Genomic DNA, 14,949 nt, shown 5'->3' with positions numbered 1-14,949 from the left:
TTAATCCTCCTTTGTTTGATTTTCAGTAGTTGTTGGAGCGGCAGTCTGTGCTGTCTTGGCTTTAATCGGTGTACCTTCACGGAGCAATCCTACGCCTTCCGCTACGATTACGTCTCCCGGTACCAGCCCTTCGTCAACAATAAATTCACGTCCGCCGTTTACACGTGTCACCTGAATCAAGTTTGCCTGTGCTTTGCCGTCCACTACTTTATACACATATCTCTTGTCCTGGATTTCGAAGGTAGCCCCCTGCGGAATAACCAAAGAGCCTGCTTTCTGAACAGGGACAATCACATTTCCCGCGCCACCGCTATGCAGCAATCCGTCTTTGTTCGGGAATACGGCACGCAGACTGACAGTACCCGTTGAACGGTCGATTATTCCACTGATGGACTCAATCTGTCCTTGTTCGGAATAAGATGATTTGTCATTCAACTGAAGGTCGATAGCCGGCATACTTTTCAATGCTTCTTCTTTAGAACCATACTGGCGAATCAGTCCCAGCAACTGGTTTTCCGTCATAGAAAAGTAAACGTACATATCCGAATTGTCGGAAACGGTTGTCAACGGTTCGGGAAGACTGGAACTAACCAAGGCTCCCACGCGATAGGGCAATGTACCTACTACTCCGTCAGCCGGGCTCTTCACTACTGTGTAAGAAAGGTTATTGCGGGCACTCACTTCCTGGGCTTTTGCCTGTGCCAACTGTGCTTTGGCAGCCAGCAGGGAGTTCTTCGCCGTACTCAGGTCGAAAGAGGAAACTACATTCTCCTTATACAGTTCCTCTTTACTGTCATAAGTCAGTTGTGCGGTAGCCAGGGAAGCCTGTGCAGACTCAACGTTTGCCACTGCAGTTTGCCAGGCTGCTTCGTATGGCACCTGGTCGATGATGAACAGTGTCTGACCGTTCTTTACCCGTTGACCTTCTGTCACGCAGACTTTGGTCAGCGTACCGCCTACCTGGGGATAAATGTCTATATCCTGACGTCCACGGATGGTCGCCGAATACGCGCTCGAAATCATCCGGTCGGCCGGAGATACAGTCATTACTTCGTATTCAGCCTCCATTTGTGCCGGTGGAGCTTGCTTACAGCCTGTCGCAGCAATCAGACAGCAGAGTAACAATAGTCCCTGCTTCACTTTACTAATCTTTTTACTCATTGTGTTACCTATTTTTAAATTTTGAACGCGGCAAAGGTAGACTCTTTTTACCACAGAAAACTAGACATAGTGTCTTCAGTTTTGTTCATTTTCGGAACACCAAAGCTAATATTTAGCAAAAAATCCCTATTTTTGCCCGCAAAAAGAGAAACCTATATGGAACAAAGAAACTCTAACCTAGCCGTACTTCGCGAACCCTTCATCGCCGGAATTGATGAGGAGTTAGCTCCTATCATGCACCACCTGTGGAAACTGGAAGGGGGTGCCATTTACTTCTGTCGCAGAGGATGGGCACATGTCACGATTGACTTGAAAGATTACGAAGTAGTAGAAAATACTCAATTAGTACTTCTGCCGGGAACCATTATCCGTATCAATGGAAGCAGCAGCGATTTCACAGCTTCCTTTTTCGGATTTCCCAAAGAGATGTTTATAGAAGCCTGTATGCGTTTCGAACCGATTTTTTTCCGGTTTATAAAGGAACATCCATGCTACGTTCTCCCGGAAGAGAATACCGGAGCCATCAACGGACTAATACGTGCTACGACTGCCATCTACAAAGACCGTGAGAATCGCTTCCGAAACCAAATAGCCAAGAATCATCTTCAATCCTTCATGCTCGATATTTATGATAAATGTTATCGCCATTTCGATGCACAGGAAATAGAAGGTGGAAGCCGGCAGGATGAAATCTTCAAAAACTTTATTGCATTAGTGCATACTAATTGTACTTCCCAGCGGGAAGTGACTTTTTATGCCGATAAGCTTTGTATTTCTACCAAGTATCTGACCGGTATCTGCAAAAGCGTAACGGGAGATTCCGCCAAAAAGATTATTGACGATTTCACTATCCTGGAGATAAAGGTACTGCTTCAGTCTGCCGAACTGACAATACAGGAAATAGCCGACCGATTAAGTTTCCCAGACCAGTCGTACTTGGGAAGGTATTTCAAACGGCATGAGGGTATATCGCCAAAGGAGTATCAGAGTAAATATTCAATATAAACAATCAATTATAAGTATATCTATCATCCAAAGGCTGTACATCTTTTAAGTAAACCAAGTAGATGGTAATCACAAATCAAGTACTAGACTGTGGTGGTTATAGTACATCTTTCACTCATTTCTTCTACATGGTATTTGGCTGCGCAACCGTTAAAAAACATTATATTTACGTATATATAGAGTTACAACTTACCTGATATTTTTTATAATTTTGCAAACCGAAATAGAAAAACAGGTATCAAAATGAAATCAAAGTATTATCAAACTTCCATTCGCTATGAGAATAAGATGCACGACTTCCACGGTTGGGGCGTAGCTGTACAAATTTGATAACCTTCCTAAGAATTCTACTTATCACGACGCGAAATGCCGGCTCTTCGGGAGTGGCATGATACAGGAGCGTATATTTACCATTATCAATTAAATTTCTTTTCATTTTATGAGCAAAAAAAGATGGCTCATAGTGCCGCTATGCGTCGTACTATGCAGTCAGGGTCTATCCGCCCAAACGCTTGACAGAAAGGTTTTGGGCATTAATGAGATGTTCCGCCTGGCAGACGAGAACAGCCAAAGTATTCAAACGTATAAAACCGGAAAGGAAGCTGCCGATGAGGCTTTGAAAGCAGCCAGGGCACAGCGTTTGCCGGACATAGGGGCATCACTTTCTTTCAGTTACCTGGGTGACGGGTATTTATGGGACCGTGACTTCAAGAACGGGCAGAATATAACTATGCCACATTTTGGTAATAATTTTGCGTTGGAAGCACAACAGGTTATTTATGCGGGCGGAGCTATCAACAGTAGTATTTCTTTGGCGGAACTGGGGCAACAGATGGCTGCTTTGGACTGGCAGAAGAATCGACAGGAGATACGCTTTCTTCTGACTGGTTACTACCTGGATTTATACAAGTTGAATAATCAGGTACAGGTATTGCAGAAGAATCTTGATTTGACTGAGCAGGTGATTCGGAATATGGAAGCACGGCGCACGCAAGGGACGGCTCTGAAAAATGACATCACCCGCTATGAGTTACAAAAAGAAACATTGAAGTTGCAACTGGCAAAGGTACAGGACGCATGCAGGATTATGAATCATCAATTAGTGACTACTCTTCATCTGCCTGCCGGGACAGAAATTATTCCTGATTCTACTTTACTGGACGAGGAAGTCAAAGCATTGGCGGAAAATGACTGGCAACTGCTGGCTAATCAAAGTAATGTCGGTTTGCAACAAGCCCAGTTGGCGGTGAAGATGAACGAACAGAAAGTGAAGCTGGAGCGTTCGGAACTGCTTCCTAAAATAGCACTTGTAGCCGCCGAACATTTGGACGGGCCTATTACGATTGAAGTCCCTGTACTTGATAATAACTTTAATTACTGGTATGTGGGAGTAGGAATCAAATACAATCTTTCTTCTCTGTTCAAGAGTAACAAGAAAGTGCGGCAGGCCAAACTTAATGTGAGGAAAGCACAGGAAGAATATTCGTTAGCCCAGGAACAGATAGAAAACGGTGTTCAGGCGAATTATGTCAATTTCCTGACTTCTTTCACCGACCTTCGTACACAGGAGAAAAGCGTGGAGCTTGCCGACCAAAATTACAGTGTGACCAGCAATCGGTATAAGAATGACCTTGCGTTGCTTACGGATATGCTCGACGCCAGCAATATGAAGCTAAGTGCCGACCTGAACCTGGTCAACGCACGCATCAACGTGATTTACAGTTACTATAAAATGAAATATATTACACACACCCTTTAAAAAATACAATAAAATTATGATAGCTAGAAAAACCCAAAAGATTATATACAATATTCTGATACTTTGTTTTCTCGTTGGCGGTGCCGTTTATGTTTGTTCCCGGTTCCTTCATTTGGGAAATATCGAATACACCGATAATGCACAGGTGAAACAACATATCACGCCTATCAATACCCGTGTGCCGGGATTTATCAGGAAAATATGTTTTGAAGAATATCAGCAGGTACGCAAAGGGGATACGCTCGTTATTATCGAAGACGCGGAATTTCGTCTTCGCGTGGCGCAGGCGGAAGCGGATTTAGCAAATGCCACTGCCGGACGGCAAGCGACTACAATCGGTATCGCCACCACTCAAAACAACCTGAGTGTGAACGACGCAAGCATCGAAGAAGTACGTGTACAAATGGAGAATGCCAAACGTGAATTGAACCGTTTTGAGAAATTGCTGAAGGAAGATGCTGTGACAAAGCAACAGTATGATAATGTACTTACTGCTTATGAAGCGGCTAAAGCACGCTATGAGCAGGTTTCGCGTGCCAAGCAATCTACTTCGTTGGTAAAGAGCGAACAGACACACCGATTGGGACAGAATGAAGCGGGTGTACGCCTGGCAGAAGCTGCCCTGGAGCTTGCCCGTCTGAATCTTTCCTATACGGTTATTATCGCTCCGTGTGACGGCACTACGGGAAGAAAAGAAATTTTGGAAGGTCAGTTGGTGCAGCCCGGGCAGACGATGGTCGATATTGTGGACAGCAGTGACTTATGGGTGATTGCCAATTATCGTGAGACTCAACTTTCCAATATCCGGGAAGGCGCAGACGTGGAAATGACAGCGGACGCAGTGCCGGGTGTTACTTTCAAAGGGATGGTAGAGTCTATCTCCGACGCTACGGGGGCGGCTTTTTCAATGATTCCGCAAGATAACGCAACCGGTAATTTCGTAAAGGTGGAGCAAAGGATTCCGGTTCGTATCAGTCTGAAAGGAAACAAGGCGGAAGATTTGAAACGTTTGCGCGCCGGATTCAATGTAGAATGTGAGGTGAAATATTAACGTATGGGAGCACCTGTTTTAAATGGGCCTTTCGTAATGCCTATGTTCCGTAGCTTCGTGCCGCGGAAGATACAGCCGTGGATTTATCTGTTCATTGCCGTCACTTTCCAACTTTCGGGTGGTGTGTATTTGGGAGCATTGAATCATATGGTCGGAGGAATGGCATTGATGCGTGAGGATATATTGATGTGTATGTACGCCAATCTTGCAGGTATGGCCATCTATTTCCCTTTGTTGTTCCGCATGAAGTTCCGTTTTACGAATAAGACGCTGCTTACATCGGCTGCATTGGGGGTATTGCTTTGCAACCTGATAGCGCCGCATATTACTTTTCTTCCGTTATTGTGGCTGATATGTTTCATTGAAGGAATGTGCAAGATTCAGGGAACGTTTGAATGTATGTCCAACATTCAGTTGTGGATGACGCCCAAACGGGATTTTACCGTTTTCTTTCCCTGGCTTCATATCGTTGTTTTAGGTAGTATCCAGTTATCCGATTTGATAACGACTTATTTAATGTATCATTATCATTGGACGTATATGAATCTTTTCATTGCAGGATTGATGATAATCGTTCTGTTGATACAGATCGTTTGTGTGAAGCATTTCCGGTTCATGCGCAAGTTTCCCTTATTCGGGATCGATTGGCTGGGAGCAGCGTTATGGGCGGCTTTATTGGCAGAGATTGCGTTCCTTTTCAACTATGGCGATTGGTATGACTGGTGGAACAGTCCGGTGATTCGACAGTTGTCGCTAGCAATTATCATTACGCTGTTTTTTTGTATTTGGCGTATGATGACTATCCGCCATCCGTTCCTGGAGCCTAAGATGTGGAGTTATCGTTATTTTTGGCCTTTATTGGGGTTGGTTACATTAGTGGAAGCATTTCTTGCAACGGAACATGTATTGGAGGAAGTGTTCTATGAAGAAGTGATGAAGTATGAAGAACTGGTAAGCGTACAATTAGACTGGTTTGCGATTATTGGTATCGTATGCGGCTGTGTGTTCTCCTATTGGTGGATGCATGTCAAACAATATAATTATGTACGGCTTGTCATCGTCGGTTTCTTGGGTCTTATCGGTTATCTGATAGGATTCTACCTGACATTATCTACCGATATTCATATTTCACAGCTTTATCTGCCTACCCTGTGCCGGGGATTTGCCTATGCTGTGTTGAGTGCCACTTTCATGGTCTGCCTGGAAGAGATTATGACTTTTCAGCACTTCTTTCAGGGTTTGAGCGTGTTTAATATGCTTCATATGGTAGTTGGCGGCGTATTGGGTTGTGCTGTGTATGCACAGGGACTGGCTTATTATGTTCCTGATAACCTGGCACGTTATGGGTCGGCAATCGACCATGTGTCTTTCAGCAGTAGTCCGTTTAATCTCGGTCATTATATGGAAGAGTTTATCAGTCAGATGATGGAAGTCAGTATCAAGCAGATTTATGGCTGGGTAGCTTATGCCTGTATCTTCTTATTCTTGTTATTGCTGCTTTATGATTTTCCGGTTCGCCGTTCCTTGAAGAGTATGCCGAGTTGGAGAGAAGTAGCCAACGAAGTTAAAAGCACTTTTTGGCGTACGACGCATGTATTGTCGAAAAAAGATAAGTAGATAACAGAAATCCGAAATAGGGTATTCAGATAGTTATATAAAAAAGAGGTGGGCACTTCATTAGTACCCACCTCTTTCTTATCAATAAGAACAATTAATGTTCTATATACCTCTATCTATATTTTGATAAAAATCCGCTTCTTGTACAAGACTAATACAATCAGATAATTAAATCCGATAAACAGAAGTCCGTAAATCAAAGAAGCCAGGTAAGCATCCCGGAAAACCGCTACTATCGACTGATATATTTTCCCTTGCAGACTTGTATCTCCCACAGGAATCACCGCCAACACAGTAGCCAGTACTCCAGCAACCACATAGATAAAAAGCGGGTTCGTTCCGAAGACATGGAAAGCATATCCCCACTTCTGTTGTTTCTTGATATCAATCAGCCAAGTGAGGAATACCAGAAACAGGGAAGCAAAACCGCAGGTTACCAACACAAAAGTCGGACTCCACACCTTTTTATTCAACGGACAGCCGTAGCTGAACAATAGTCCGGCAAATAAAAGAATAATTCCCAGGATAGAGATTTGCAAGAGCCGATGCTGAATTTCAGTCTTTTCCCTTAATATGTTTCCACAGAAATAGCCGATGATTACCTGAGCAATACAAGGCAAAGTACTCAACAACCCTTCCGGGTCGAAAAAGATACGACTACCATCGGGTAACCATTCGCGGTACATATGATTCTCTCCGAAAATCCATCGGTCTGTAACAGCAATTACGTTTTGTTCAGATAGGTCAAAACCGTTTCCTAACATCAGCAAGACATAATATCCTATCAGGAGTATGCCTGAAATCCATGCCAGATTCACCGGACGACGGACACTCATAATCAACAAGGAGCCGAAGCAATAAGCTAATGCCAACCGTTGCAATACGCCCAGGATACGTATATGTTCAAGAGGATGTTCCACACCAAAGCACACTAAGGAGAACCAGGAGAGAAAGACTCCCAACAAGAACAATATCACAGTACGCCGTAGCAACTTGGTAACAAAACTACGGCTGAAGTGATGGTCGAACCTGGACAGGGCAAAACTCATGGAGACTCCCATAATGAACATGAAGAATGGGAAAACCAAATCCGTAGGGGTCAGTCCGTTCCATTCTGCATGTCGCAAAGGAGCATAGATAGATTCCCACGTTCCGGGGTTGTTCACCAATATCATTCCGACAATGGTAATTCCCCGAAGCACATCCAAAGAAAGTAAACGTTCTGATTTCATATCAATCTCTTATTATGTTTTAATTATATAAATCCCGGTTTGGTGAAGTAGAAGCCGTTAGCGTTCAACCACTTAATATGCCACTTCAGACGATTGGTAAAGTCAATCCAGTTGCGGTTGCTTCCCCAAGCCAATTCCGAAAAAGCCTGAAGAGACGGGAATACATGCTGACCGAACTTCCGTTCATTAGGAATCATTTCCGTCCATACGCATGCCTGGAAACCCAATACATTCTGTTTCACAATACCCGGGAACTGTGGGTCGAATTCAAAATTATAGAGAGAACCCAGCAATTCGTCCGAAGGCGTCGCGCTCAAATAGAAGCGAGACCATTCCATGAATATGATTGGATACCCTGCCTGAGTAATCTTTCCCGGTTGGTCGGGCAACCAGTCACGCCAATAGGTATAAATCAAATCCTGCGGTTCTTTTTCAAGGAAAGCATCGTCCCAGCCCATCACTTTTTTGCCTTTGCCTTTCACGTAGTTCGTCATAATCTTCACGAAGCGGTTTTGCAGTTCATCGACTTTCTGACAACCTTCCTGTTGCATCAGCCGTTGGCATACCTCGCATTGTTCCCAGTTATCCTTTTCCACTTCGTCGGCTCCTATATGGAAATATTCGGAAGGGAAAATCTCTACCATCTCGTCAATGATAGATTGTACGAACTGGTAGTTCTCCGGTCGGGACGGACAGATAGGGTAAGAAAATTCTTCCCCCCAACCGGCTTCTCCTGTGCATGATAGTTCAGGATATACCTTGATGGCTGCTGAAAAGTGTCCCGGCATATCTATCTCGGGAACAATGTCTATACCTCTTTCCAAAGCATAACTAACCAATCCTTTCATTTCTTCCTGCGTATAGTGGCCACCATATTGTGAACTATTTCTCACAAAACGAGGGTCTATCTCATAATTATAGTCCTGCTGAGAAAGCTCGACACATCTTTTATCATACTCGTCAAAGTCACGCCAGCTACCTTCCTGCGCCAACAACGGGTATTTTTTTACTTCGATGCGCCAACCCTGGTCATCCGTCAAATGCAAATGTAGTTTATTTATCTTATAAAATGACAAACAATCTATAACCTTTTTCAAATAATCTACCGTAAACATATGGCGGACAACGTCTATATGGAAACCACGCCAGGCATATTTGGGAGCGTCCTTGATATCTACTATCGGAAGATATTTCGCATTTCCCGAAGTGAAAAAGTTAGCTTGCTCCAGTGCTTGGCGCAGTGTCTGAATTCCCCAAAGAAGTCCTGTTTCCGTTGAATAATACACACAGGCGCCTTCTTTGGTCACAGTCAGCCGATAGGCTTCCTTAGCCAGGTCCGATTCCTGTTTTACCCGGATGAATGCATTATCGTTGGGAGATTCATTGACAGAAAGAGATAATTTATCTTCCAGTGTAGATTTCAGTAATTGAAATATGGAAGCCGGGATACTTTGGCTGACAGTCACACTCTGCGGAAGGTTGGCTACTGCTTCCTTATAGTCTACCCTCTCCGGCAAAGGCATCACAGACAGACGGGTGGGTACTCGTTCCGGGTATCCGCCGTTATCATTGTCATTGCATGACAATGATGTAATCGCACATATCCCTATCAGGAATAATATACTGCTTCTTTTTATCTTATAATAGTTCATAACTTATCTACTTTTTAGGAATTAATTCTTTTTGAGAGTGCTGGTCACACTCTCCTTATTTAAATAAAACAGTTTTGCCTTGACGGTAGTAGCATCACAGGCTACAGGTGCCTGCCAAAGTTCCGAATGAAGGGTTGGCTCTGTTCCGTCCGTCGTATAGCGTATCTCTCCGCCCCGGATAGGTGTATTGGCATATAGCATACCTTCTTTTATGCACAATCCGGGATGAGGCAGACGGAAGTTGATGTTCCGGGATGCCCAGTATGGCATTTCCCTGTCACTGACTTTGGAGTAGAACAGCGCCAAATCCCGGTTGAAAGCCTGTTGTTCTTTCTCTCCCGACAGTTTTTCCCAGGCAGGATGCGTATTCCATCCCCGTTCTACCAATCCGAGAATCTTGGGGAATATGTAATATTCCACCCACTGAAATTCCCGGATAGTCTCTGCAAACAGTTGCGCCTGTACACCCACAATCCGTTCTTTGCCTAAAGCTGTCAAGGTTGTTTTCCTCTTTCCGGCAATATCCAAATTGACAGGATTGCCCGCCATATCAGTGCGCGAAGAACGATAGATGCTATACGGAAGCATGGAAAAACTTTTGGATTCATCGACATATCCTGCCCACAGAAGTCCTCTTTCGTCCGGATGGGCATCATAAGCCAAATCCATATAGAAGTTATTCACATTGCAGAGAATCACCGGATATCCTTTGTTGGCTATCTGATAGGGTATTTCATCCGATTCCCATTCGGGAACTGTATTCCAGCAATAGATGCCTGCTGCCCGTTGGTTCAGATACTGGTCGGTAGCTTCGGGATGTCCCAACGCCGCTTCCTGCCAACCACTGAACTGCAAATCAAACTTTTGCAGATAACCTACCATTTTCGTAATATAGTACTCGGACAGTTCGTGCGCATTAGTCATTCCACGTTCATTCATAAACGCCTGACAAACAGGGGAACCCATCCATGCACCATCAGGAACTTCATCACCGCCTAAATGAATAGTAGCCAACGGCACACCCGCTTCCTTATACATAGCTACCACCTCACTGATAACTTTCTCCATAAACCGATAAGTGGATGGCAATGCCACATTCATAATATTATCCGTATATGACTGTGCTGAAACATAGCGGGAAGTATCCTGTGCATCACTTAGCAAGTATTCGTTCGCCTTTTCCGGGTCAGTGTTTACATATTTATTATATCGTGCCTTCATAGATACGATTGCCGCCCGGGCGTGTCCCGGAGATTCAATCTCAGGAATCACACGCACATGCCTTTCGGCTGCATAGCGCAATAAATCAATAAATTCCTCACGGGTATAATATCCGTTCCCGGACGTATTGGCATTGGGGTCGTAATTTCCGTCATATCCGGGATACAGACATTCACTCTCATCCGTCGTATGTCCGCGGCGTGCTCCAACCGAAGTCAGCTCTTCCAAACCCGGAATTTCCAAACGCCAGCCTTCATCATCCGAAAAATGGAAATGCAGGACATTCAGTTTGTAAGACGAGATAACATCCACCAGTTTCTTCACATTCTCCACTGTCGTAAAATTCCTGGCAATATCCAGCATCTGCCCCCGATAAGGCAAGTCCGGGTAATCCTGAATAGATACAGTTTCCAAAGTGAACGGCGCCTTCTGCCCTTTCAGCAAAGACAATAAAGTTTGCGTCCCGTTGAAAATGCCATGCGCAGTAGAAGCAGAAATATGTATCCCGTCAGCTTTCACATCCATCCGGTAATATTCGTCGTTTACAGCAACTTCCTGTTTCGGCAAGTAATCCAAATGAACCGTTACGGGTGCATCGTCAACTACTTCCAAACTATACAAATTCACCAACTTTTCCTTCAACAACTTTGCTTCATTGGCATAATCATCATGGAAAATCAATCCTACCATCTCCTTTATAACAAGACTTTCTTTATCGGAACCCGGAATCACCTTCTTTACTGACGGAAAAATATCCGTTTGCCGCAACTGGGCTATATTAAATAATAACTGGTTTGAAACATAATTTTTATCGGGTGCGGGATACCGGGATTCCGATTCGGAAAATAGTAAAGGGTGTATGGTTAGTTCGACAGGCAAGGGAGTTCCTTGCTTGCCGTCTATCTGACTCACCCAGTAAGTACCTTCGGGAGCATGTGATATTTTTGCCAGTCCATTAGTACAACAAAAAGTCACAATCAACGAATCTCCCGGTGCCAGTGGTTTAAAGTTCTCTGTCGGATACATTCTGAAGAAGTTGGCATTCACCAGTTCTACCCTGACCGGAGAAGATTCTTCTTGCAGAATCTCACGGGGTAACTGCGAATAATAAATAATCCAATCCATCCCCAAAGGAGTATCCGATATATTCTTCAATGTAAATGAGTTCTCATAATACCCGGGCTTCACTTCGGCAGTGCCCATCTCCCATGTCAACGACACGGGAGATTTCACTTCACCGGATGATTTACATCCGGTCATTACCGTTAGGATATACAGAGTTCCCACTATACAGCATAGTAAATATCTCATAGGCTTTTTACTTTTATACATCATCCTCGCAGGTATTAATTGTCCAAACGTTCAATGTGCAACGTTTCTTTTCCTACACCCAAAGAAGTATCAAAGGTGAGACGATAATAGCCGGGGACAAAACCATCTCCACTTGTTAGTCCGTTCGATGCTGAAATCTCGATACCCTCCGTATCACCGGATAAAGAACCTTCTTCCAACAACATTCCCTGAGCTTTCCCCCAGCCTAAATCACTATAAATTTCAACTTCAAAGGCGTCCCATTTATGAGTATTACTCAAATAGACCGTAGTCTGATATTTCTGTTCACCTATTGGCACAATATATCCCATTTGCGCTATATCTTCCAGGTTCCAACCATTACTGGAATCATAATCCGTATTCCAAACAGGGGCACAGGTAAATCCATGACCGACGAGCCAGAAACAAGCAGGTGCCGAGTCACTCATCCGTGCTACCCAAATATAATTATACTTGGAAGAATAATAGATTTCCCAGGTTCCTGATTTACGCAGGAAGGTAAACTTGCCGGTCTCCTGATTATAACTAAAGAAATCACGGTTGTAAGCATGTTCTATATCTTCAAAACCACTCATTTCAAATTCTTCGCCTTGAGTGAAGTTAATCTGCGCCCGGAAATAACCTTCGCTGGCTATCAATTCCGTATCCTTAATTTTCAGATTCTTCTGATAACCGACAATGCCCAGTTTGAAAGTCATCACATTGAAAGTGATTTGCTCAACAAACCAATCGCGATAGTCAAACGTGAAACTTGCTCCCGTTTTCTCAGTGAGAACAGCCGAGTTACTTCCTTCTGCCGCTCCCCAAATCAGTTTTGAATCATCCAATGATTCCGCTGTCGAAATTTTTCCTGCCAGTTCCATCGGAAAACCGTCCTCCGATTCGGATACATTCGTCAGATATAGATAAGGATTCTCCACGCTCCGGGTCATTGCCACCACTTCATCGTTATAATGAAGATATAGCACTTCCGGCATTTGCGGACGAACGATATGGAAATCAAAAGTCTGAGTAATCTCGCTACCTTCCACATTGATAGCTGTCAGAATCAATTTAGCTTCCCGGCTTTCTTCGAGGTCTGCCTCAAACGGAATATAGACACCTTTTTCAACAATCGAAACATCATTTCCTTTCGTGCGGATAGATTGTGAACCCAGTAACGTCTCACCTGCCATCAATTTAACTTCCAGTGTAGACAACGGAGTCTGCGGGTCATGGAGCTTCGCAGAAAAGTACAAAGAATCTGCAGCATGCGCCTGATTGGTTATCGAGAATTCCAAGCCCGATATTTCGGGACATGAATACGGATATTTCACCCTGTTATCCTCTTCGCTGCATGAAGTCAGCCAGCAAACAGTCAGACTCAACAGCCATAAAAACAAAATATTGTGCTTCATCATTTCTTCTTTTAAAGTTTTACGATTCCTTTTCATTAATAGCCTTCATTTTGAGTAAGATTGGTATTCTTATCTTTCTCTCCCTGAGGAATCGGCCACAACTGCCGGAAAGCCTGCAAACCGGCAAACATCAGCCTGCCATCCTTATCTTTATGTTTCTGCATCACTTCCAGCAAGCGGTTATTGCGTATCAGGTCAAACCAGCGTTGTCCTTCCATATACAATTCAAGCTGACGCTCATTTTCTACTGCCAGGCGTCCTCTAGCCTGCCCCATATTCTCATCCAGTGAAGAAGGTCCAAAACCTGCACGCTCCCTGATTGTGTTTACAATCCTGATAGCTTCCGGTGTTCTGTCCAACTCCACCAATGCTTCTGCTTTCAGCAGCAATACATCAGCCAGTCGCATTAAAATAATGTCGGAAGTCTTTTCACGAATCTTATAAGACAACGGGTAATTGTCCGCCGGCCAATACGTATCATAAGGAACCGAACGCCACAGGATACTGGATGCATAACGGGTATCTTTCTCTTTATCAAACTTAGCCACCAGGTCATGGGTAGGCGTACAATAACGTCTCCAGGTCACCGAGCCGTCATCCTCTTTCAGCAATACCCAATATGCCCAGTTGGGAGCATCGGAAGTATAATAAACCTCGAAGATACTTTCGGAAGAAAACTTCTTCTCCGGTTGCCACAATTCATCAAAATTGCCAAGCAATGTATATCCTTCCGCAATCACTTTATCGCAAGCCTCAACCACTTTTGCATAATCACGCGTTGATTTCTCGCCCTTGGTCGCGAGTACTTTGGCACGTAAGGTATAAGCAGCCCCCTTTGTTGCCTGGAAAGCTCCCTGATTCTTGCTTACCAAATAACGAATCGTATTTTCTTCGCTCAGGTCATCCAAAATCGTCTCGTAGATTTTATCGCTAGTGGAGCGTTCGGGATACATCACAGGATACCATTTATCCAGATTCTCGGCAGTGATAGTCGGAATCAAATCCAGTACCATCGGTGCATCTCCCCACAAACGAACGATGTCAAAGTATGCCCATGCCCGTAGAAACTTAGCTTCCGCAATGACGCGGTTACGTTCTTCGGCCGCAGAAGAAGTAGGGTCCATCATTTTTGTATTCTCGATAACGCTGGTCGCAGTTCCTGCCATGGAATAATACTCCGACCAAACGATTTCCACCTTATAATTGGTAGAAGTCAGTTTCAGCAGGTCAAATTCCTGTTCGGCGACACCATCCCCACCAACGTAGCAGTTGTCGGACTGTACATCTCCAATCGTATAGTTTTCCGCCTGGAAACTATTCTGCTTGAAACTTTCATATACTCCCTGCAATTCAGCCTGCGCATCTGCAAGACTCTTATATTTAGATTCCAGGTCTTCCGTTCCGGTACCTTCCTGCATAAAATCCGATTGAGGTTTCTCATCCAGAAAATTACTGCACGAAACCAATAAGCCACAGAATACGATATAAACTAACTTTATTATGTTCTTCATTTTCGCACCTA

Annotated in this window: 11 protein-coding genes; 4 read left to right on the top strand and 7 right to left on the bottom strand. The window is 44.1% G+C overall.

Annotated features, from left to right (window positions below; translation table 11 throughout):
- Positions 1 to 1,161 (bottom strand): efflux RND transporter periplasmic adaptor subunit, encoded by a 1,161-nt coding sequence (locus HC965_RS21610; protein ID WP_191033411.1) that lies wholly within the window; start codon positions 1,159 to 1,161, stop codon positions 1 to 3.
- A gap of 156 nt (positions 1,162 to 1,317) precedes the next feature.
- Between HC965_RS21610 and HC965_RS21605 the strand changes: the two genes are divergently transcribed.
- The gene (locus tag HC965_RS21605; protein ID WP_191033410.1) at positions 1,318 to 2,166 is read left to right on the top strand and encodes an AraC family transcriptional regulator; all 849 of its coding nucleotides are present in this window, start codon (positions 1,318 to 1,320) and stop codon (positions 2,164 to 2,166) included.
- 238 nt (positions 2,167 to 2,404) lie between these two features.
- Here the strand turns inward: HC965_RS21605 and HC965_RS21600 are convergent, their stop codons facing one another.
- Positions 2,405 to 2,602: a hypothetical protein gene (locus tag HC965_RS21600; RefSeq protein ID WP_191033409.1), complete on the bottom strand. Its 198-nt coding sequence runs from the start codon at positions 2,600 to 2,602 to the stop codon at positions 2,405 to 2,407.
- 3 nt (positions 2,603 to 2,605) lie between these two features.
- Here HC965_RS21600 and HC965_RS21595 point away from each other — a divergent pair, with 3 nt between their 5' ends.
- From HC965_RS21595 to HC965_RS21585, 3 genes are read left to right on the top strand one after another with little or no spacing between them, the layout of a single operon-like run.
- Positions 2,606 to 3,925, top strand: a complete 1,320-nt coding sequence (locus tag HC965_RS21595; protein WP_191033408.1) for a TolC family protein — start codon at positions 2,606 to 2,608, stop codon at positions 3,923 to 3,925.
- A gap of 16 nt (positions 3,926 to 3,941) precedes the next feature.
- Entirely contained in the window at positions 3,942 to 4,976 is a 1,035-nt protein-coding gene (locus HC965_RS21590) for an HlyD family secretion protein (protein WP_191033407.1), read from the top strand.
- 3 nt (positions 4,977 to 4,979) lie between these two features.
- A complete protein-coding gene (locus HC965_RS21585; RefSeq protein WP_191033406.1) occupies positions 4,980 to 6,593 on the top strand; it encodes a hypothetical protein in 1,614 nt (537 codons plus the stop codon).
- A 116-nt stretch (positions 6,594 to 6,709) separates the two neighbouring features.
- Here HC965_RS21585 and HC965_RS21580 read toward each other — a convergent pair whose 3' ends face one another.
- Genes HC965_RS21580 through HC965_RS21560 form a run of 5 tightly spaced genes read right to left on the bottom strand, consistent with a single transcriptional unit; the run spans position 6,710 to position 14,938 of the window.
- Positions 6,710 to 7,825 (bottom strand): acyltransferase family protein, encoded by a 1,116-nt coding sequence (locus tag HC965_RS21580; RefSeq protein ID WP_191033405.1) that lies wholly within the window; start codon positions 7,823 to 7,825, stop codon positions 6,710 to 6,712.
- Positions 7,826 to 7,848: 23 nt separating this feature from the next.
- Positions 7,849 to 9,477: a beta-N-acetylhexosaminidase gene (locus HC965_RS21575; protein WP_191033404.1), complete on the bottom strand. Its 1,629-nt coding sequence runs from the start codon at positions 9,475 to 9,477 to the stop codon at positions 7,849 to 7,851.
- A gap of 21 nt (positions 9,478 to 9,498) precedes the next feature.
- Entirely contained in the window at positions 9,499 to 12,009 is a 2,511-nt protein-coding gene (locus HC965_RS21570; RefSeq protein ID WP_191033403.1) for a family 20 glycosylhydrolase, read from the bottom strand.
- 35 nt (positions 12,010 to 12,044) lie between these two features.
- Positions 12,045 to 13,430 (bottom strand): DUF5016 domain-containing protein, encoded by a 1,386-nt coding sequence (locus tag HC965_RS21565; RefSeq protein ID WP_191033402.1) that lies wholly within the window; start codon positions 13,428 to 13,430, stop codon positions 12,045 to 12,047.
- Between the two features lie 32 nt (positions 13,431 to 13,462).
- Positions 13,463 to 14,938, bottom strand: coding sequence for a RagB/SusD family nutrient uptake outer membrane protein (locus HC965_RS21560; RefSeq protein ID WP_191033401.1), 1,476 nt, complete (start codon positions 14,936 to 14,938; stop codon positions 13,463 to 13,465).
- Between the last annotated feature and the right edge of the window lie 11 nt (positions 14,939 to 14,949).

It is taken from the genome of Bacteroides sp. GM023 (genome assembly GCF_014750685.1).
Taxonomy (GTDB): domain Bacteria; phylum Bacteroidota; class Bacteroidia; order Bacteroidales; family Bacteroidaceae; genus Bacteroides.
This window is presented reverse-complemented; position numbering and strand designations above follow the sequence as displayed.

Bases quoted from the DNA above. Each gene is read 5' to 3' on its own strand.
- HC965_RS21610 (WP_191033411.1), bottom strand. From the start codon at position 1,161: ATGAGTAAAAAGATTAGTAAAGTGAAGCAGGGACTATTGTTACTCTGC.
- HC965_RS21605 (WP_191033410.1), top strand. From the start codon at position 1,318: ATGGAACAAAGAAACTCTAACCTAGCCGTACTTCGCGAACCCTTCATC.
- HC965_RS21600 (WP_191033409.1), bottom strand. From the start codon at position 2,602: ATGAAAAGAAATTTAATTGATAATGGTAAATATACGCTCCTGTATCAT.
- HC965_RS21595 (WP_191033408.1), top strand. From the start codon at position 2,606: ATGAGCAAAAAAAGATGGCTCATAGTGCCGCTATGCGTCGTACTATGC.
- HC965_RS21590 (WP_191033407.1), top strand. From the start codon at position 3,942: ATGATAGCTAGAAAAACCCAAAAGATTATATACAATATTCTGATACTT.
- HC965_RS21585 (WP_191033406.1), top strand. From the start codon at position 4,980: ATGGGAGCACCTGTTTTAAATGGGCCTTTCGTAATGCCTATGTTCCGT.
- HC965_RS21580 (WP_191033405.1), bottom strand. From the start codon at position 7,825: ATGAAATCAGAACGTTTACTTTCTTTGGATGTGCTTCGGGGAATTACC.
- HC965_RS21575 (WP_191033404.1), bottom strand. From the start codon at position 9,477: ATGAACTATTATAAGATAAAAAGAAGCAGTATATTATTCCTGATAGGG.
- HC965_RS21570 (WP_191033403.1), bottom strand. From the start codon at position 12,009: ATGAGATATTTACTATGCTGTATAGTGGGAACTCTGTATATCCTAACG.
- HC965_RS21565 (WP_191033402.1), bottom strand. From the start codon at position 13,430: ATGATGAAGCACAATATTTTGTTTTTATGGCTGTTGAGTCTGACTGTT.
- HC965_RS21560 (WP_191033401.1), bottom strand. From the start codon at position 14,938: ATGAAGAACATAATAAAGTTAGTTTATATCGTATTCTGTGGCTTATTG.